The organism is Paenibacillus sp. QJM3NY_38, assembly GCF_056173265.1.
This window is the reverse complement of the sequence record NZ_CM149665.1, coordinates 5,098,025-5,116,483: the sequence shown is the minus strand read 5'-3', so window position 1 is coordinate 5,116,483 and position 18,459 is coordinate 5,098,025. Positions and strand designations below refer to the sequence as shown.

Below are 18,459 nucleotides of genomic sequence, written 5' to 3'. Positions count from 1 at the left end.
GAGGGATGGATATGTTTGAGCGGGAGAAGGAGCGCTGGTCACTGTCCGGAGCGCAGCTGGGGATATGGTACGCCCAGCAGCTTGACCCGGTCAACCCGATATTCAACACGGCGGAATGCATTGAAATACAAGGACCTGTAGATCCGATTCTGTTCGAGAGGGCTTTACGTCAAGTGGTCGGGGAGGCTGAAGCATTGCATGTTCGCTTCGGCGAAGATATGGACGGTCCTTGGCAGTCGATTGATCCATCTCCGGATTGGCAGCTTCATGTGGTGGATGTCAGCGGAAAGGAGGATCCGTTTCATGCCGCCCAAAGCTGGATGGTGCATGACCTTGATCAAGCCGTGGATCTAAGCCAAGGGCCGTTGTTTACGGAGGCGCTGTTCAAGATTTCCGCCGATCGCTACTATTGGTATCAACGCATTCATCATATCGTAATCGATGGGTTCGGCGTATCGCTTCTGCTGCAGAAAGTCTCGCAAGTCTACACGGGATTGGCGGGCGGAGAATCTTCAGGCACAGGCGAGTTCGGCAGGTTTCGCACGATCCTGGAAGAAGATACGTCATACCGCATGTCGCAGCAGCTCGACTCGGATCGCGAATTCTGGCTGCGGCGCTTTGCCGATGAGCCGGAGGTCGTCAGCTTAGGGGGGCAGGCACAGCGTTCGGCGCGAAGCTTCCTGCGCCGTTCGGTGCAGCTTCCTGGACCTTCGATCCATCGCATACAGGCGGCCGCGCAAGCATCAGGGACTAGCTGGCCGGACGTGATAGCGGCTGCAACGGCTCTATATATACATCGAATAACAGGCGCAGAGGATGTTGTGCTTGGATTGCCGGTGATGTGCCGCTTAGGTTCGGCCTCCATCCGTATTCCAGGGATGGTCATGAATGTGCTGCCGCTTCGAGTGCGCGTTAGGCCCGATATGAGTCTAATCCACCTGCTGCAGCAGGTCGCACGGGAGATTCGCGAGATCAAGCGGCATCAGCGCTACAGGCATCAGGATATCCGGCGCGATCTCAAGCTGCTTGCTGATAACCGCAGGTTATTTGGACCGCTCGTTAATGTGATGCCCTTTGCTTCGGAATTGAACTTTGGAGGCTGTGGCGGCATCGTCCGTAACCTGGCTTCCGGTCCGGTAGATGACCTGACCTTGAACGTATATGGAAGTTTGGATGGAAACGGGCTGAGAGTCGATATGGATGCCAATCCGTTGATCTATAGCCTGGAGGAGTTAGCTTCCCATTTACATCGCTATTTGTATTTGCTGGACAGTCTTGCCGAAACGGAGCCGGACCATCCTGTTGGAAGCGTGGCTTTCATCTTCCCGGAAGAACGCGACAAGGTGCTTTTTCAGTGGAATGATACGTCACGACCCTTACCGCAGTTAAGCATACCGGAATTATTCGAGGAGCAGGTGGCACGTACCCCGCAGGCGGAGGCGGTGGTATGCGAGGGATTAACCTTACGTTACGAAGAGCTGAACAGGCGAGCGAACCGCCTGGCCCGCCTGCTTATTGACTCCCATATAGGTCCTGAACGAATCGTTGCCCTTTCCCTGCCCCGTTCGGCGGACATGATCGTTGCGATCCTCGCCGTGCATAAGACAGGAGCGGCTTACTTGCCGTTAGATCCGGATTATCCGGACGAACGGATCGCCTATATGCTTGAAGATGCGAAGCCGGCGTGTTTGATAACGACACAGGATCTGGCTGGAAGCTTCGCAGCTGTCATGAAAGACAAGGACGTGGTTGTGCTGGATGCTCCGGCTACCCTCCAGCGATTGGAGCAGCAGGCGTTTCATAACCCTGTTGATGCTGATCGATTAAATCCGCTGCTGCCGCTTCACCCGTCCTACGTTATCTATACCTCCGGATCAACGGGCCGGCCCAAGGGCGTCCTGCTTACGTTCGAAGGACTTGCCAATCTGCTGTCGGATATGCGCGAGCGAATGGAGATAGGGGAGCGGGATCGCTGGCTGTCGGTTACCACGATGTCATTCGACATCTCGGTCATGGAAGTGCTGCTGCCGCTGGTCTGCGGCTCGACGCTCGACATCGTGATGCGGGATACCATTCTCGACGCAGCGGCTCTCATAGGCCGAATTCGAGAAACGGGGGCGACCATCATGCAGGCGACCCCGACGTTGTGGCAGTCCATTGTCGCTTGCCGTCCAGGAAAGTTTGAGCGTCTCAAAGTCATAACCGGCGGTGAGGCGCTCCCGGTGGGACTTAAGCTTGCGCTTCAAGATCTGAACTGCGAAGTGAATAACCAGTATGGACCGACGGAGACAACGATTTATTCGACAGCGGCCAAGCTCGATTATGAACGGGACAAGCCGTCCATTGGGGGGCCCGTCTGGAATACGAGGTTATATGTGCTTGATTCGTCACTGTCCCCGGTTCCGCCGGGCGTAACGGGCGAGCTGTACATTTCAGGCTCGGGTCTTGGCCGGGGGTATCTGGGAAGACCCGATTTGACAGCGGAACGGTTTGTAGCGGATCCGTTCGGTCCTCCCGGATCCCGGATGTATCGTACAGGCGATCTTGCCCGCTGGCTGGAGAACGGCTGGATTGATTATTTGGGGCGTGCCGATCATCAGATCAAGCTGCGCGGCTTCCGGATCGAGACGGGAGAGATTGAGTCCGTGCTTGTGGATCATCCGGAGGTGGAGCAGGCCTGCGTCATCATCCGCGAGGATCGGGCCGGTGATCGCCGTCTTGTTGCTTATATCGTAGCATCGCCATCTGCTTCAAATCTCATCAATACAGCAGAATTACGGGATTATGCCGCAGAGAAGCTGGCCGAGTACATGGTTCCGTCTGTCATCGTGGCACTCGACGCGCTGCCGTTAACGCCGAACAAGAAGGTGGATCGCAAGGCGCTGCCTGCGCCGGATCATCCGTTAACGGGCGGCCGTATGCCGCGGACACCGCAGGAGGAAATGCTCTGCACGATTTTTGCCGAGGTGCTTGGTTTATCGCGGGTTACCATTGATGATGATTTTTTTGCCCTCGGCGGCCATTCCCTGCTTGCCGGCAGGGTGATGGTACGAGTCAGGGAGGCCTTCGGCGTGGAGCTTAGCATAGGAAGTCTATTTGAAACAGCGACGGCCGCGAGTCTTGTCAAACGGCTTGATCATGCGCAAGAGGCCAGAGTGGCTGTACGTCCCGTGATAAGGACCGAGTATCCACCGTTGTCTTTTGCCCAGCAGCGGTTATGGTTTTTATATCGCCTGGAGGGTCCGAGCCCGACCTATAACATTCCGCTCGTGGCTCGCTTGTCAGGTGAGCTTGATCTGGCAGTGCTGCGGTTGGCGCTGGGTGATGTGGCCGCTCGTCATGAATCGCTGCGCACGGTTTACCCGGATCATGACGGGACTTCCTATCAGCACATCCTGGATGCCGAGGAGGCACGACCGGAACTGATCGTGACCGAAATCAGCGACTCGGCGCTGCCCGATCGATTGGCGGAAGCCGTCAGGCACCCATTCGAGCTTGCCACGGAAACCTCGCTGCGGGCAGAGTTGTTCAAACTGGGGAATGGAGAGTTTGTCCTGTTGTTGCTGCTGCATCATATAGCTGGCGACGGCTGGTCGCTTACCCCCCTGACACGCGACCTATCGGATGCCTATATGGCACGGCGCCTGGGGAGTGAGCCGGAATGGTCTCCGTTACCGGTCCAATATGCAGACTATGCCGTTTGGCAGGAGAAGCTTCTTGGCAGCAAAGGCGATAAGGGCAGTCTGATCGCCCGCCAGCTGGACTATTGGACCGAGGCACTTTGCGATTTACCGGAGCAATTGGAGCTGCCCACCGATTATCCGAGGCCGGCTGTTGCCAGCTATCAGGGCGGAAGCGTGTCGTTTCCGATTTCGCGTGAACTGCATCGGCGGCTGAATACACTCGCGCAGAGCAATCGGGCGTCTTTATTCATGGTGTTTCAGTCTGCGATGGCTGCGCTGTTTACGAAGCTGGGTGCAGGCACGGACATTCCGATCGGCAGTCCGGTCTCGGGCCGGAACGACGACAGCCTGGATCAATTGATTGGTTTCTTCATCAATACGCTTGTGTTTCGTGTCGACACGTCGGATGACCCGTCGTTCGACGAGCTGTTGCAGCGGGTGCGGGAGAGGAGCCTGGCGGCTTTCGAGCATCAGGATGTGCCGTTCGAGCGGCTTGTCGAGACATTGAATCCGCCGCGTTCCAGGTCTAGACACCCGCTCTTCCAAGTGATGCTCGTGCTGCAAAATACGCCGGAAACTTCGCTTGAACTGCCGGGAGTCAGTTCGAAACTGCAGCTGCAAAGCGTAGGTACCGCAAAGTTTGACTTAACCTTCGAGCTGACGGAGCGGCGGGATATGCACGGCGAACCTGACGGAGTTGACGGTATGATCGAATTTAGTACGGATTTGTTCGAGCGCAGAACGGCGGAAGCGATGGCGGAACGATATGTGCGCGTATTGGAGAGTGCTGCCAATGAACCAAGTAAAGCCATCAGTGAACTTGATATATTAATCGTTCATGAGCGTGAGGAAACCCATCGACAGTGGAGCGCTCCGCTGCCTCTTACCAACCAGGCAACCTTGCCTCAGCGGTTTGAGGAGCAGGTCATCCGTACGCCTCAAAGGAACGCGATTGTCCATGATGGTTTATCGCTTACTTATGGGGAGCTGAACGAGCGTGCCAATCGGCTTGCTCACTTGTTAATTGCCTCCGGCATCGGGACGGATCAGATCGTAGCGCTCGCCTTGCCGCGTTCGTTGGACATGGTCATCGGCATATTGGCTGTACTTAAGGCAGGGGCTGCTTACCTGCCGCTGGATCCGGAGTATCCGGAGGATCGGCTGGCTTACATGATGGAGAATGCTTGTCCGGTATGCGTCATTACGAGCGTTCAGGTGATGGATCAGCTGCCGAGCTTTGCACGCATAAAGCATGTTGTCATTGATGAACCTGAACAAGCTTTACGGGTGCAGCGCTATTCGCATGAGAATCCAAGCGACCATGAGCGTCATAGGCCGCTTATGCCGCTGAGTGCCGCGTATATCATCTATACTTCCGGGTCTACCGGCAAACCAAAGGGCGTGCTTATACCGCATCAGAATGTCATCCGATTGTTTGACACTACCACACATTGGTTTCAATTTGATGAGACTGATGTATGGACCTTATTCCACTCGTATGCCTTTGATTTCTCGGTATGGGAATTATGGGGGCCTCTCTTGTACGGCGGCCGACTTGTCATTGTTCCGCATACGACCAGCAGATCGCCGGACGACATGTTGAGCTTGCTGGTCCGGGAAGGCGTAACCGTGCTGAATCAGACTCCCTCGGCGTTCTACCCGTTGATTCAGGCGGATCGGGAACAGGCGGAACTGGGGCAGAAGTTATCGCTGAGGTATGTTGTGTTCGGCGGTGAAGCCTTGGAGCTCGGACGGCTCACGGATTGGTATGAGCGTCATGCTGACGATGCCCCGCGTCTGATCAACATGTATGGCATTACAGAGACGACCGTGCATGTCAGTTATATGGAATTAAACCGGAACCTTGCGCTGCCGGGAGCCGGCAGTCCGATCGGAGAAGCGATTCCGGACCTTAGGGTATATGTCCTGGATTCCAAGCTTCGGCCGGTTCCGTATGGCGTAATTGGAGAGATGTATGTCGCCGGTGCAGGACTTGCGCGGGGGTATTGGGGTCGTCCAGATCTGACCGCCGACCGGTTTGTGGCCGATCCGTATGGTCCGCCGGGGACGAGAATGTACCGAACCGGAGATCTGGCGAAGCGGCTGGCCGACGGTACACTGGATTATTTGGGGAGATCCGACCATCAGGTGAAAATACGCGGCTTCCGGATCGAACTCGGCGAGATCGAATCGGTCCTCACACGTCATGCCGATGTCGCTCAGGCCGCAGTCATCGTGCGCGAGGACCAGCCCGGAGACCGCCGGCTTGCGGCTTATGTTGTGAGCAAGCCAGGCAGCGATTTGTCTTCAGTCGCTGAGCTGCGCCGTTATGCGGCCTCAATGCTTCCGGATTACATGGTTCCCGGGGCGTTCGTACTGATGGACATGCTGCCGCTTACGCCTAACGGAAAGCTCGATCGCAAAGCGCTGCCGGCTCCAGATATAGGGCCCGATGCCGATGGACGCCATCCACGAACCCCGCAGGAAGAAGTGTTATGCGAGCTATTTGCGGAGATATTGGGAGTCAAACGGGTGGGTATCGATGACAGCTTCTTCGAGCTCGGCGGCCATTCGCTACTGGCTGTCCGGCTTATCAGCCGGGTTCGCGAAGCGCTCGGCAAAGAATTAAGCATAGCAGCTTTATTCGAAGCGCCTACGGTAGCGGGGCTTATCGATAAGGTTGAGATGGGCGGCGGACACAGCGCGCTGCAGGTCGTGCTTCCGCTTCGGGCGCATGGAGATCAAATACCGCTGTTCTGTGTGCATCCGGCAGGAGGATTAAGCTGGTGTTACGCCGGTTTAATGAAGCATCTTGGCATGGATTATCCGATTTACGGGTTACAGGCGAGGGGGATTGCGCAAGCAGAGGAGCTGCCGAAATCACTGGAAGAGATGACGAAAGACTATATCGACCATATTCGTTCTCTTCAACCACAAGGGCCATACCGGCTGCTCGGATGGTCTCTGGGTGGCAATGTCGCGCAGTCGATTGCGGTACAGCTGCAGGAGGCGGGTGAAGACATTGAATTGCTAGCCATACTGGATGCTTACCCAAGTCATTATTTGCCGATTAAGGAAACCCCCGATGAAGATGAGGCTTTAACCGCGCTGCTGGCGCTGGGAGGCTTCGACAGAGAGAGCATTGAAGCGGGTCTTGGAGACGCGCCGTTAACCATAGCGGCCGCCCTTGAATTGCTGCGGAATGAGAGCAGCGCGCTCTCGTCCCTTGAGGAAGAGACGATCATGAATCTGAAGACGACCTATGAGAATTCGGTACAGCTGTTGAAGGCTTACGTTCCGAAACGGTTTGAGGGAGACATGTTATTCTTCCATTCGACGATCATCCCCGATTGGTTCGATCCCATTGAACCGGAGATGTGGGAGCCTTACGTGGGCGGTAAGATCGAGCGGCACGATATCGAATGCCGGCATAAGGATTTATGCCAGCCGGGTCCACTGGATTATATCGGCAAGTGCATTTTAAGCAAGCTGGAGGCAGCTATAACCCGAGGGCGGATCACATCGGAGAGGAGGGAACTTATTCATGACCAATCCTTTTGAGCAAGTCGACGGCAAGTTTCTTGTGCTGGTAAACCATGAGGGGCAATACTCGCTCTGGCCGGGTTTCGCGGCTGTTCCGAACGGCTGGACACAGGCTTTTGGACTTAGCACGCGGGAGGAATGCGCAGCCTTTATCAACGAGAACTGGGTTGATCTGCGGCCGCGAAGCTTGTATGCCAACACCGTGCCGTCAGCAGAGCATAGACCATGAGCACCTGGCTGAACCCGAATAAGGTATTGTGGAAATCGTGTATGTGGCGGCGATGTTTGTTGTCGCTATGGACGCCACCGTGCTGAATGCTGCGCTTCAGACGATCAGCCTCGAACTTGGAGTGCCCCCTGCGGCTTCGGAACTGTAGGAAAACACTGTCGCCGCGTTAAAGATAAGGATGCAGCCTAAGTTGAGGAAAAAAGCATCCGGTTTTGATTAGGTGGATGAAGTAAGGGGCGTCTCTCTGTTTGTAATGCAGAGAGACGCCCCTTTTAATTACGCGTTTGAACTATGTTATACAGTATTCGGTTCGGATCGGCTTATCATTCATTATAAAACTGCGAATAGAAGCGTTACTTGGGGTTACGCAAACCTTTGGGCAAATGATTTTTGAGCTGTCCGCCGCTGGCCTTGCCCCACCCCAGAGGTAATCCATCCGTGGTGACCAACGTCCAGCCCCGGTATTCGGAAGGAATGGAGAGCACCTCTCCCCGCAAATAAGCAGCCGTCTCGGCTGAATCTGAAGGCAGATCCCAGCTGCGGGCAGCTTGGCCAGGATGCAAGGACATGGCAAGAGCATGGGCCGGTTCGATTCGATTCTTCTTCAGGTGAGCCAGATGCAGACCAGCGCGCGGCATCTTCAAGCCTTTCAGCTGCTTGTCATTCCATGCCCAGCTCTCGCTGACCGGAAGCCAGTACAGTTCCTCGCCGAACAATATCGGAGTGCCGAAGTCAAGCTCAAAGCCGGGTAGTTCCTGCTTTGCCCAGTCTTGAAAGTCGGCCAATGCCGAAAGCGCAGGTCCTGTTTTGCCGCCCCGGTTGGATTTGGCCGGGGATTTGCTGCTGACCGAAGAGTATGCTAGGTCTTCATTTAAAACTTCGGCAGCCGCCGATTTGACCAAGATGGCAACAAAATGCCCCTCCCCCCGTTCCAAGTGCGGCCACAATCGCTTCATTTCACGCAGCTCCATATCGGGATAATGCGAAAGAATACGCTCAATCATCTCTTCGTTCTCAGCCGTATTGAACGTACAGGTGGAGTAAGCCAAGGTTCCTCCCGGTTTGAGCATCCGGTACGCCTCCTGAACTATGACCCACTGCCGGGCAACGCACAGATCCACATGTTCAGGAGACCATTCTTCAATCGCTGCGGCATCCTTTCGAAACATGCCTTCACCGGAGCATGGCGCATCGAGCATGATCCGGTCAAAGCAGGCAACGAAACGGCGGGATAGCTGATCCGGTGCCGCACTCGTAACGACGGTATTCATTATTCCCATACGTTCCACGTTCTCGGCCAGAATCCGTGCCCGTTCGGGATGGATCTCATTGGAGACAAGCAGTCCCCGGCCCATCATTTTGGAGGCAATATGGCTTGTCTTGCCGCCGGGAGCTGCCGCAAGATCCAGGATGGTCTCTCCGGGCTGAGGATTCAACAGCTCGACTGCGGACATTGCCGAGGGCTCCTGAATATAATATAGTCCAGCGGCATGATAGGGGTGTTTGCCTGGACGCAGGCTTTCATCATAATAGTATCCGGTATCACACCAGGGCACGGGCGTCAGCTTGAATTGCCGGATGAGGTTTTTTACGCTGTCTGCGGCATGAACCGCTTTCAGCCGGTTAAGGCGCAGCCCGTGGGTGCGGGGCAAATCGTAAGCTGTCCCAAAAATCGCACGAGGCATCCCCGAGAATATCATTTATGCTGGCAACAAAGCCAACAGGTAATAGTTCCTTTCGCATTCGTTAGATTGCTCCTTCTTTAGAATAAGGTACATGCTGCAGTGTAAAGGCAAAAGAATCCTGGTTCAGCGTCATTTCTTCTCTGTCTTTAAGGAATCGGTCATTAGTTTATCATGATGCCGCAGGCGTAGTAAAGAAATGTCAAGCAAAAAAAAGACCGCCCACTTTATATCGTGAGCAGCCTGCGCCAGAGTCATCCGGCGGATTCCGTTGGTTCGGTCGATGAGGTTGTTAAGGACCGGTAATCGGATACCTTGTTTTTGCCGGTCGTTTTGGAATGATACATCGCTTTGTCGGCCTGTTTCATGAGTTCATCGCCGCGAACGCCTTTGCGCAGTACGCTGTAGCCGATACTGATCGTGACGATGCTCTCGCTTGCCACTCTGGCCCGGATGCTCTCGGCGACCTGTGCCGGTTTGACTTTGCGGTCAACCACCAGGGCCACCAACTCCTCGCCGCCATACCGGCCGGTAATCCCGATACCGTCAAGCTCTTCCTCCATAATGGCCGCGACCTGCTTCAGCACTTCATCGGCTCGGGCATGGCCTTGGGTATCATTCAGTTTCTTGAAATTGTCGATGTCGCAGAAGATAGTGGATATTTTCAATTCCTGCGAGGCGTAATGGTCCAGATACTTCATAAAATGCCTGCGGTTGTATAGTCCTGTTAATCCGTCCGTAATGGCAGACCGGTAGATGGACTGCATCAGCTCCACAATGCGTCTGAACAGGATGAAGAACACGATGCTGTAGAAGAGCACCGGCAGAGCGAGAGCGAGTCCCTGAAACGCAGGCGACAGGCCGCCGGAATAGGTATGGATAGATTGCAGAACTGCCGAGATGGCGTAGACGGCAAGTCCAATCGCATATTTGATCGGTTGTCCGATCCGCGGAGTGACTTGGGTATAAGCCAGGTAGAGCGCAGCGAGCTGAAAACCATCAAAATATATGCTTTGCCATATCGGGTCCAGGGTGTAAGGAAGAAATGAGGGAAGAATGAGCGGAAGCATAAGAAGTAGGGCTGACAACAAGGGAAGCCAATAATGCATGGTCTTGATCTTACGGTACAGCATGACAACCGAGACGTTCAGCAGGACAAACGAAAAAAGCTGAATGAAACGGAGGATGTCCGATTCCGGCGGAAAAACAGATTTTCCTGTCCAAGCCGAATGGATGTTCAAACTCTCGTATGTCATAATGAAGAAGAAGGCTGCCGCCATATATATGTAAGCATTCTTGCGTTGTTTGCTGTACATAAAGAGACACATGATCAGCATCATGAGTGCGATATAGGCTCCGCACACAGCAAATATGGTGGGTAGAGGAGAAGTGGACCAGTAGCTCAATTCATAGGACAAATCGATTCACTCCTGAGCAGAGATAGGTTTTTCGTTGCATGAAACATATGTTCTAATATATCATATCGAAAAAGAATCTGAAAAGAGATTTAGAGAAAGGGGGATCCCCATGAAACTTCTTCAAGCATTATTCTTCCCTCCTGAACAGCCAGGCGGCGTCTCGTCCATGATTCCTTATTTGCAGGAGCGTTTTCATTCATCCCGTTGGGAGATGGAGATGTTCTGGCTGCCCAAGCGGATCCGCAACAAAGGCCAGGAGGATCCGATATTCCACACTTTTGATTGGAAAGAGTTTGAAGGGAGTGCCGTAGTGGCCAAATACCTTCAAACCTACCGGGATTACCTGTGGTGGACACGTCTGCGTCTTCAAAAGCCTTATGATCTTATCCATAGCCATCATCCGATTGCAGGCATGTTGATGAAAGCGGTATTCCCAGAGGTTCCGCTCATCCAAACCGTGCATTCCAGTTACGAGCGTGAGCTCATCCTCAACGGAAGAATCAAAGAAGGTGGGCTGGAGCACAGATTCCTGGTCTCTTTATATAAGGAGCTTGAATATATCAGCGACCGTCTGTTGACGGTGTCGAACTCTTTCAAGGCTTACATGGCTCCGTACGTGAATGAACCCGAATCGATCGGGGTAATCCATAACGGATTTGACGATAAAAGGTTTAAGCCGGTGCCTCATGAAAATGCAGTGCCGCAGTTGATTACGGTATGCCGTCTGGTCCCTGCAAAAGGGTTGGACATTCTGCTCCAAGCCTGCGCGGAACTGAAGCGCAAAGGATATGATTATGTCCTTCATATTATCGGCGACGGGCCTTCCCGTCAGGAGCTTGAGGAGATGGCCAAAACACTCGGCATCTACCAGGAGACGATTTTTTACGGATATACGCTGCACCCCGAGGAGTTCATGCCGTTCTTTGATATCTTTGTCCTGCCCTCGAGAGCGGAGGCGTTCGGCTCGGTGTTCGCGGAAGCGGCGCTTAGCAGTCTTGCGCTGGTAGGTACCGATGTCGGCGGCATCGCGGAGCAGATCGAGGATGGAGTAAACGGCTTGCTTGTACCTCCGGAGGATCCGATAGCGCTCAGCGTTGCGCTCGAGAAGGTCATCAGTGATCCGCTCTATCGCTACGAGCTTGCCCGGACCGCTTCGGATAAGGCGAAGAATCAATATTCCCTGTCCCGATCCGTGAATGAACTGAAAAAAATGTATTTGAAATTTCAACCTAAGATAGAGAGTTAGGGATCGATTATGGCTTCTTTTCGATTTATGCATGCTGCGGATTTACATCTGGACAGTCCGTTTATCGGGATAAGCGGACTCGATGACACTCTGCGTTCGTACGTTCAGGAATCGACCTTCCGTGCGCTGGAAAGGCTCGTTCAGCTCGCCATCGACCAGCAGGTTGATTTTATTGTCATCAGCGGGGATATATACGACAGCTCCAACATCTCGCTGCGCGCGCAGCTTCGCTTCTTGGATTCCCTTAACCGTCTGGGAATGAAAGGGATTGCGGTATATGTGATCCATGGCAACCATGATCCACTCGACAGCACCAAGCTTAGCATCGCGCTGCCTCCCCATGTCCATGTGTTTGGGGCGGAGCCTGCAAGCGTAACGGCCGTTCGCCGCTCGGATCATCAAGAAGTGGCGGTCATTACGGGCATGTCGTATCCGACCTCGAAGGTAACCGATAATATTGCAATACGTTATCCTGCCCCGTCATCCAGGCTATACCATATCGGACTTCTGCACGCAAACGTGGATGGGGATCCCCAACACGAAACCTATGCACCTTGTACGAAAAGGGATTTAATCCAGTCCGGATTTCATTACTGGGCGCTCGGGCATATTCACTCCCGTCGAACCTTGCAGGAATCTCCTTATATTGTGTATCCGGGCAATATCCAGGGACGTCATGTCCGGGAGACGGGACCCAAGGGATGTTATATCGTCGATGTGGATGAGAGCTCCAACACGAAACTGAGCTTCCATGAGCTCGATTCCATGCGCTGGCACATCGTTGAAGCGCCTCTGGATTCTTGTCAGGACGTCGATGAATGGAGACGCTCACTGGAATCCATTCTCACCGAAATAAGCAGAGAGAACGCGGATGGGCTGAGCATGATCCGCGTTCGGATTACGGGCCGGGGTCCGGTTCATCGTCAGCTTGAAGGCGGATATGTGCTCGATGAGCTGCTGACCGATCTGCGGAGAAGAGAGGCCGCGAAGGGACAGACATGCGGCTATCGGGGATGCGTCTGGATCGAGAGCTTCTCGCTTCATTCCGGAGATGCGATCGATAGGCAGAGGCTGCTTGCGGAAGACAGCTTTGCAGGGGACTTGCTTCGTCTTGTTAGAGGGGAACAGGAACGGGTTCAAGATCCTGGCGGGGTTGTTGCCAAAAGCTTGGAGCCTCTGCTTGAGCATGCGGAAATCCGCTCCTTGCTGGACGAGATCAGTCCGGAGGAACTGCTGGAATGGGTTCGCAGAGCGGAGGAACTGACCTTAGGGTTGTTGCTGCGCGAACGTTCGCAAGGGGAAGGTGTCGGAACATGAGACTAGAGCGGATGAACATTCAAGGCTTTGGAGCTGTTCGGGACAAGAGCCTTGAGATAGATGCGCCTGTCACCGTGCTATATGGGCCGAATGAAGCGGGGAAGAGCAGCGTCCTGTATTTTATCCGAGCCATGCTGTACGGATTCCCTGGCAAGGGCTCGCCTGCAGAACGCGGAGAGCCTTCGGAGGAAGGCATTCACGGCGGCGAGCTGCGGTTTCTGGATAAGGAGGGAGTGCCTTGGGTGGTTCGGCGCTACAACCGGTCCAGAGAAGGGAATTCAGCCACCGGCAGGGGCGAGCGCGTACATATTCATAAACTAGCGGATAATGGAATTGTAATTGAGCTTGGACAACAGGAGCTGGAGCAATATGCTTTGGGCGGTGTGTCCAAGGATATGTTTCGTCAGCTGTTTGCCATCTCGTTAAGCGAGCTGCAGGAAATCCGCAGTTTGCAATCTGCCGAGATGAGCGGTTACCTGTTCCATGCCGGAATCGGCGGCGGGGCCAATATACTGGAAGCCGAGCGCAAGTTATCCCAGGAGATGGACAAGCTGTATAAGCCGCGCGGAAAGGTTCAGCATACCGCCAAGCTGCTGCAAGCCATCGAGCATTTAAGAACCCGGGTTTCGGAGAGCAAGACGTACGTTTCCCGTTATAACGAGACCGTTACATCCATTCTGGAAATACAGGAACGGTTGAATCTTCTGGAACAGGATCGCACCCGGGACGCCGAGGATCTGTTGCTCCTTCGAAAAGCGCAGGACATTCGTCCGGCTTGGCTGGAATGGCGTGAGGCCAGATTGGAATTAGAGGATCTGATGGACAGTGACAACTTTCCTCCGGATGGAATCCCCCGATACGAAAAGATGCAGGAGGAAGAGCGCCTTCTCCTCACCCAGTCGATTCGCGCCGAGCGGGCGATCGAGGATGCGGAGGATAAGCTGAGAGCGCTCCCTCTGAATGCGTTCATGGAGCAGTATGGCGAACAGATTGAGGAACTCTGGGCAAAACGCAGCCTGCACGAAGCCGCCAACCGGGAGCTTGCCGAGCTTACGACCGAATACAAATCTCAGGAGATCCGGCTGGAACAGCTGCTTCGGGATATCGACCCGGCATGGACACGGAAGGAGCTGCTGGCTCTGTCTTTATCCGCTTCAGAGCGCGAGGAGGTCCGGCGTATCAGTGCGGCCTTTGCCGGGTATGATCGCCGGATGGAGGCGCTGTTCATTGAACAGCGCGGGGCCCAGCGTTCTGCGGCGGCAGCCGAATCGGCGCTGCGGGAAGCCAGGCGGCAGCTGCGCGAGGAGATGGAGCGGGGACAAGAGGCATTTGCCATGATTAAGTCGGCAGCGCCCCAGGAGACCGCTGTGCTGTGGAATCAGCTGCAGCTGGAGATTGAGCGCTGGCGCGAACGGAGATTGACCCGGACTCAGCCTGAGCCTGCTTCCACGCGCCCATCGGGAAGAGGCAGTCTACCTGGGATGCACGCGGGTCTGCTGGCGGGAATGGCTGTTATGACATTCCTGTTGGTGGCCGTATTGTTATGGACGTCAACCTCGGAAGCTGCCGTGGTCTCAGGCATCGTGATGCTGCTCGGTATGGGTTATGTATTCTGGAGCGGTCAAAGAGGTCGGGAGGTTCATGGTGCAGCTTCGAATGAGACCCCTATTCAAGACGTGCAGGGAACGGAACATATAGATCAGCTCTATTCCAGTCTCGTCTCTGACCCATATGCGGCGGTAGCAGCGAGCACGATTCCGGGCAGTCGAAGGGACAAAAACGCTGCATTGGCTCGCGACCCCTTCATGGTGGAGGCTCAAATGCGCGAGCTTCGATCCGTGATGGAGGGCTGGCAAGCATGGCGGCAGCGGCTGGATCGACTGACATCCGATTGTGCGGGTGCTGAGGAGAAAGCTGCGCTGCAAGCGGCTGAATTACAAACGGTTCAGGGCGCTATTGATCAAGAAGAGAAGCGATATTTGGAGCTGGAGCGGCAGTGGGAGGATTGGCTTATGTCCCGATCACTCCCGCAGAGTCTATCGCCTGACGTTATGCTGGACGTGTTCGTCAAAGTGGAGCAGGGGCAGGAGCTGATCCGGCAGCAGAAATCGCTTGGACTGAAAATGGACGTGCTGTTAAAAGAGGCGGAGGATTATATCATCCAATGCCATGAGATCTTTGCGGCGGATCCCCAAGGTGACGTTAACGGCAACCGAATTCCAGCCGTTGCCGAGCTCGGTAACGTCTATTCCAGATGGAAGTCCTATCAAGAGGAATCGAGACAGAGGAATGTCCTTGCAGAGCGTATTCAAGAGCTGCGCAAGGAGGGGATTGCGATTGCAGATGAGCGGGAAGGGCTGCAGTTGCGCAAAGCAGCTCTGATTGCATCATCCCAATCGGCAGACGAAGAAACCTTTCTTCGTATGGGAGCTGCTGCGAAGCGTCGTGAGGAGCTTGTTCGCACGATCCGCCATCACGAAATTACCATGTTCAGCGGATGGGATGAAGGGGGGCAACGGCAGCTTGAACAGCTGCTGGAGCTGACGGATGCAGCGGAACTTGATGCTCAATGCATGAAGAAGGAGGAAGCCGTATCCGCTGCGCTCCACCTGCGGGACGAGCTCCAGGAACGGCGGGGGCGGCTGCTTCAGGAGAGAGAGTCGCTGGAAGCAGCGGGGAACGAGGATTTCGCCCTGCAGCAGCTGGAGGAGCAGCGCACCGCCCTGCGGGAATTAGTCTCGCAATATGCGGTACGTTCGATGGCTTCCGAATTTATCAAACGTACGCGCCGTATGTACGAGGAGGAGAAACAGCCGCAGGTGCTGCAGCTGGCTTCCCGCTATTTCTCCATGCTGACCGGCGGGATGTACAGCCGGATTGTCATGCGGATGGGAGATCAGAGCCTGCTGGCAGAGCGCCCGAGTGGTGAATTGGTGGAGAGCAGCCGGTTAAGCCGCGGTACGGCGGAGCAGTTATATCTGGCGATGCGGCTCGGTTTGATCCAATCGATGCCGCATGCATCGGGGGTGCCGTTATTGCTTGATGATCTGTTTGTTAATTTTGACGGCGAACGGCTCGGACATGCGCTCGAACTGTTTTCTGAATTATCGCAGGACCGGCAAGTCGTAATGATGACGTGTCATCGGCATGTAGCGGAGCAAACCATGAAACTCATACCGGGTGCGCGATTCATCACGATGCAGCCGTAAAAAGGGGCTTCCCAAAGGCAGGTTTACCTTACCTTTGGGATAGCCCCTTTATTTCCCCCTGAATTGGGGGGTTCCGAACAAAGTCAGTCGGAGCACCCAGAGCAGACACAGTCCCCCGAACATCGGGTAGAGGAGAGAGAGCAAGGAGCTGAAGCCGAACTGGCTGAAGAAATAACAGAACACCATGATACCAAGGGTAATCACTCTGGGCGACAGCGAGGTTCGCTGCTGAACCTGCAGGGTAATCCCGTAGATATTGGCCACGAAGGTGCTGAAAATTTCCAGGAAGATCAGAATGAGATAGATGATCTGCACGACCCAGCCCAGCTGGTTGGCGATGCTGCCCATCGGGATCTCGTATTGACTAATGCCGGGCATATGCGCGGACATCGCAAAATGCGCCGCCATCAGCATAAACCCTACGCCCGTACCTCCAATGATGCCTCCCCAGGTTACGGCACGCGCGCTTTTGGTCTGGCTGCCGAGCGGGACCAGCACCGGCATTGCCATTACCAGGTTAAAGGAGGTGTAGAGAAGGGGCGCCAGCCAAACCGAAGGCAGGGTATGGTCCGTAGTCAAGGTTAAGAATCGGGTGGCACCCGGTGTTTGAATCGTCTGAGAAATAATCGCAAGCGATAAGGTCAGCATCATGGGCACAACAAGACTGTTCATTGTCATGATGGACTGGATGCCTTTTCTGAGAATGAAATAGGTTCCGATCATCGTGACAAACAATCCGGTTTGATAGCTCAGATTCAGATGCTCCACAAAAACAGAGCCGGCGCCGGCAAGCATGATGCTGTTCACTCCGAGCAGAATGACAAACATAAAGAGGCTGATCCAGACGCCGGCTTTCTCTCCAAACAGGAATTTGTTCAGGTCCTCAAAGGATTTGGCCCCGATCCGCCTGGATATCGTCATGATTTTTGTGCCGAGCCAAATGAATATTCCTGTCGCTAGCAGAATGGTAAGTGTAGCCCAGTGTCCATATTGGGTAAAAAATTGAAGGATTTCACGTCCGGTTGCAAAGCCAGCGCCAACGATGGTTCCGATATATGTAAAGGCGATCTGTAAAACACGAACAGAATTACGCAAGCCCCGCATCCCCCTTGAAAGTTAATACGTTCTGCTTAGTACAAGGTATGCTTGGCTCAGCTGGGACATGACTCCTACCTGTCCAGGTCCTTACCGGAGGCATGTACATGATGATGGCCAGGCAAGGAGATCAATGTCAGGAATTCTGACGGGAACCGTACAGTTAAATGACGGAGTCACCGTTTGTACTTGCCGTACAGGGAGGAATATGTTACTTTTACGACAAAGGAATCGTGGGAGGTCTTTTGGATGGATTGGTTGAAAGAGCGGATCATCAAAGAAGGTGTCGTGTTGTCGGATCAAGTGCTGAAGCTGGATGCCCTGCTGACGCATCAAGTAGACCCGGCATTAATTATGGATATGGGCCGGGAATTTGCGGCTAGATTTAAAGAGAGCGGCGTGACCAAGGTCGTTACGCTGGAATCCTCCGGCATTTCTGTTGCATTTGCCGCGGCGCTTGAATTGGGAGTTCCGATGGTATTCGCCCGGCGCAAAAAAACGCTGCTCGCCGATCCAGACGCCTTGTGTGAGCGGGTTCCGTCTTTCACCAAGGGCATTGTCACGGACATTATGGTATCACGCCAATTTATCGGCGAAGAGGATAAACTGCTCTTCATTGATGACATTATCGCAAACGGTGACGCTGCAAGAGGCCTGATCAAGATTATTGAACGGGCAGGGGCAGAATTAATCGGGCTTGGCGTTGTGATTGAAAAGAGCTTCCAGGCCGGAGCGAGAACGCTGCGCGAACAGAATGTTCATGTGGAATCGCTGGTCACCATATCGTCGCTTGAGGACGGCAAGATTACGTTCAGCTAGGTTTAGGAATATACCAACCGCTTCATGGCATGTCAGGAGTAGAGCCGAAAGGCAGGACTTCCGACATGAACGTTTGTACCCTAGCCTCTGCCGTGCGTAATCGTGTAAATTCGTAGTCAATTTTAAGTGGATTTCAGCCTAAAATCACAACAAAATCTTTTCGCCTCCAAGATTTTCGCTTATAATAAAGAGGTAGGCAAGAGAGAGGAGGCAGCACC

The 18,459-nt window shown here is 54.2% G+C and carries 9 protein-coding genes; 6 read left to right on the top strand and 3 right to left on the bottom strand.

Features of this window, described 5'->3' with window-relative positions; all coding sequences use genetic code 11:
- Positions 1–11 precede the first annotated feature (11 nt).
- Positions 12–7,244: an amino acid adenylation domain-containing protein gene (locus AC0VZ8_RS23645; protein WP_475484616.1), complete on the top strand. Its 7,233-nt coding sequence runs from the start codon at positions 12–14 to the stop codon at positions 7,242–7,244.
- The gene (locus AC0VZ8_RS23640) at positions 7,228–7,455 is read left to right on the top strand and encodes an MbtH family protein (protein ID WP_260066170.1); all 228 of its coding nucleotides are present in this window, start codon (positions 7,228–7,230) and stop codon (positions 7,453–7,455) included. The genes AC0VZ8_RS23645 and AC0VZ8_RS23640 overlap by 17 nt, the downstream gene beginning before the upstream one ends.
- A gap of 353 nt (positions 7,456–7,808) precedes the next feature.
- On the opposite strand, the gene AC0VZ8_RS23635 is transcribed toward AC0VZ8_RS23640, so the two are convergent.
- Both AC0VZ8_RS23635 and AC0VZ8_RS23630 read right to left on the bottom strand, forming a co-directional pair.
- Positions 7,809–9,140, bottom strand: coding sequence for an RsmF rRNA methyltransferase first C-terminal domain-containing protein (locus AC0VZ8_RS23635; RefSeq protein WP_475484615.1), 1,332 nt, complete (start codon positions 9,138–9,140; stop codon positions 7,809–7,811).
- Between the two features lie 251 nt (positions 9,141–9,391).
- Entirely contained in the window at positions 9,392–10,555 is a 1,164-nt protein-coding gene (locus tag AC0VZ8_RS23630) for a GGDEF domain-containing protein (protein WP_475484614.1), read from the bottom strand.
- A gap of 109 nt (positions 10,556–10,664) precedes the next feature.
- Between AC0VZ8_RS23630 and AC0VZ8_RS23625 the strand changes: the two genes are divergently transcribed.
- Genes AC0VZ8_RS23625 through AC0VZ8_RS23615 form a run of 3 tightly spaced genes read left to right on the top strand, consistent with a single transcriptional unit; the run spans position 10,665 to position 16,327 of the window.
- Positions 10,665–11,801, top strand: a complete 1,137-nt coding sequence (locus tag AC0VZ8_RS23625) for a glycosyltransferase family 4 protein (RefSeq protein ID WP_475484613.1) — start codon at positions 10,665–10,667, stop codon at positions 11,799–11,801.
- Between the two features lie 9 nt (positions 11,802–11,810).
- Positions 11,811–13,118, top strand: coding sequence for a metallophosphoesterase family protein (locus tag AC0VZ8_RS23620; RefSeq protein WP_475484612.1), 1,308 nt, complete (start codon positions 11,811–11,813; stop codon positions 13,116–13,118).
- Complete coding sequence (locus tag AC0VZ8_RS23615; RefSeq protein WP_475484611.1) at positions 13,115–16,327, top strand: AAA family ATPase; 3,213 nt, start codon at positions 13,115–13,117, stop codon at positions 16,325–16,327. The genes AC0VZ8_RS23620 and AC0VZ8_RS23615 overlap by 4 nt, the downstream gene beginning before the upstream one ends.
- A 48-nt stretch (positions 16,328–16,375) precedes the next feature.
- On the opposite strand, the gene AC0VZ8_RS23610 is transcribed toward AC0VZ8_RS23615, so the two are convergent.
- The gene (locus AC0VZ8_RS23610) at positions 16,376–17,422 is read right to left on the bottom strand and encodes a YkvI family membrane protein (RefSeq protein ID WP_475484610.1); all 1,047 of its coding nucleotides are present in this window, start codon (positions 17,420–17,422) and stop codon (positions 16,376–16,378) included.
- Positions 17,423–17,671: 249 nt separating this feature from the next.
- Between AC0VZ8_RS23610 and AC0VZ8_RS23605 the strand changes: the two genes are divergently transcribed.
- Entirely contained in the window at positions 17,672–18,241 is a 570-nt protein-coding gene (locus AC0VZ8_RS23605; RefSeq protein ID WP_071221737.1) for a xanthine phosphoribosyltransferase, read from the top strand.
- Positions 18,242–18,459: the final 218 nt, after the last annotated feature.

What these genes read in the sequence shown, in the direction of transcription:
- AC0VZ8_RS23625 (WP_475484613.1), top strand. Translation starts at nt 10,665, where the DNA reads ATGAAACTTCTTCAAGCATTATTCTTCCCTCCTGAACAGCCAGGCGGC.
- AC0VZ8_RS23620 (WP_475484612.1), top strand. Translation starts at nt 11,811, where the DNA reads ATGGCTTCTTTTCGATTTATGCATGCTGCGGATTTACATCTGGACAGT.
- AC0VZ8_RS23635 (WP_475484615.1), bottom strand. Translation starts at nt 9,140, where the DNA reads ATGCCTCGTGCGATTTTTGGGACAGCTTACGATTTGCCCCGCACCCAC.
- AC0VZ8_RS23645 (WP_475484616.1), top strand. Translation starts at nt 12, where the DNA reads ATGTTTGAGCGGGAGAAGGAGCGCTGGTCACTGTCCGGAGCGCAGCTG.
- AC0VZ8_RS23640 (WP_260066170.1), top strand. Translation starts at nt 7,228, where the DNA reads ATGACCAATCCTTTTGAGCAAGTCGACGGCAAGTTTCTTGTGCTGGTA.
- AC0VZ8_RS23605 (WP_071221737.1), top strand. Translation starts at nt 17,672, where the DNA reads ATGGATTGGTTGAAAGAGCGGATCATCAAAGAAGGTGTCGTGTTGTCG.
- AC0VZ8_RS23615 (WP_475484611.1), top strand. Translation starts at nt 13,115, where the DNA reads ATGAGACTAGAGCGGATGAACATTCAAGGCTTTGGAGCTGTTCGGGAC.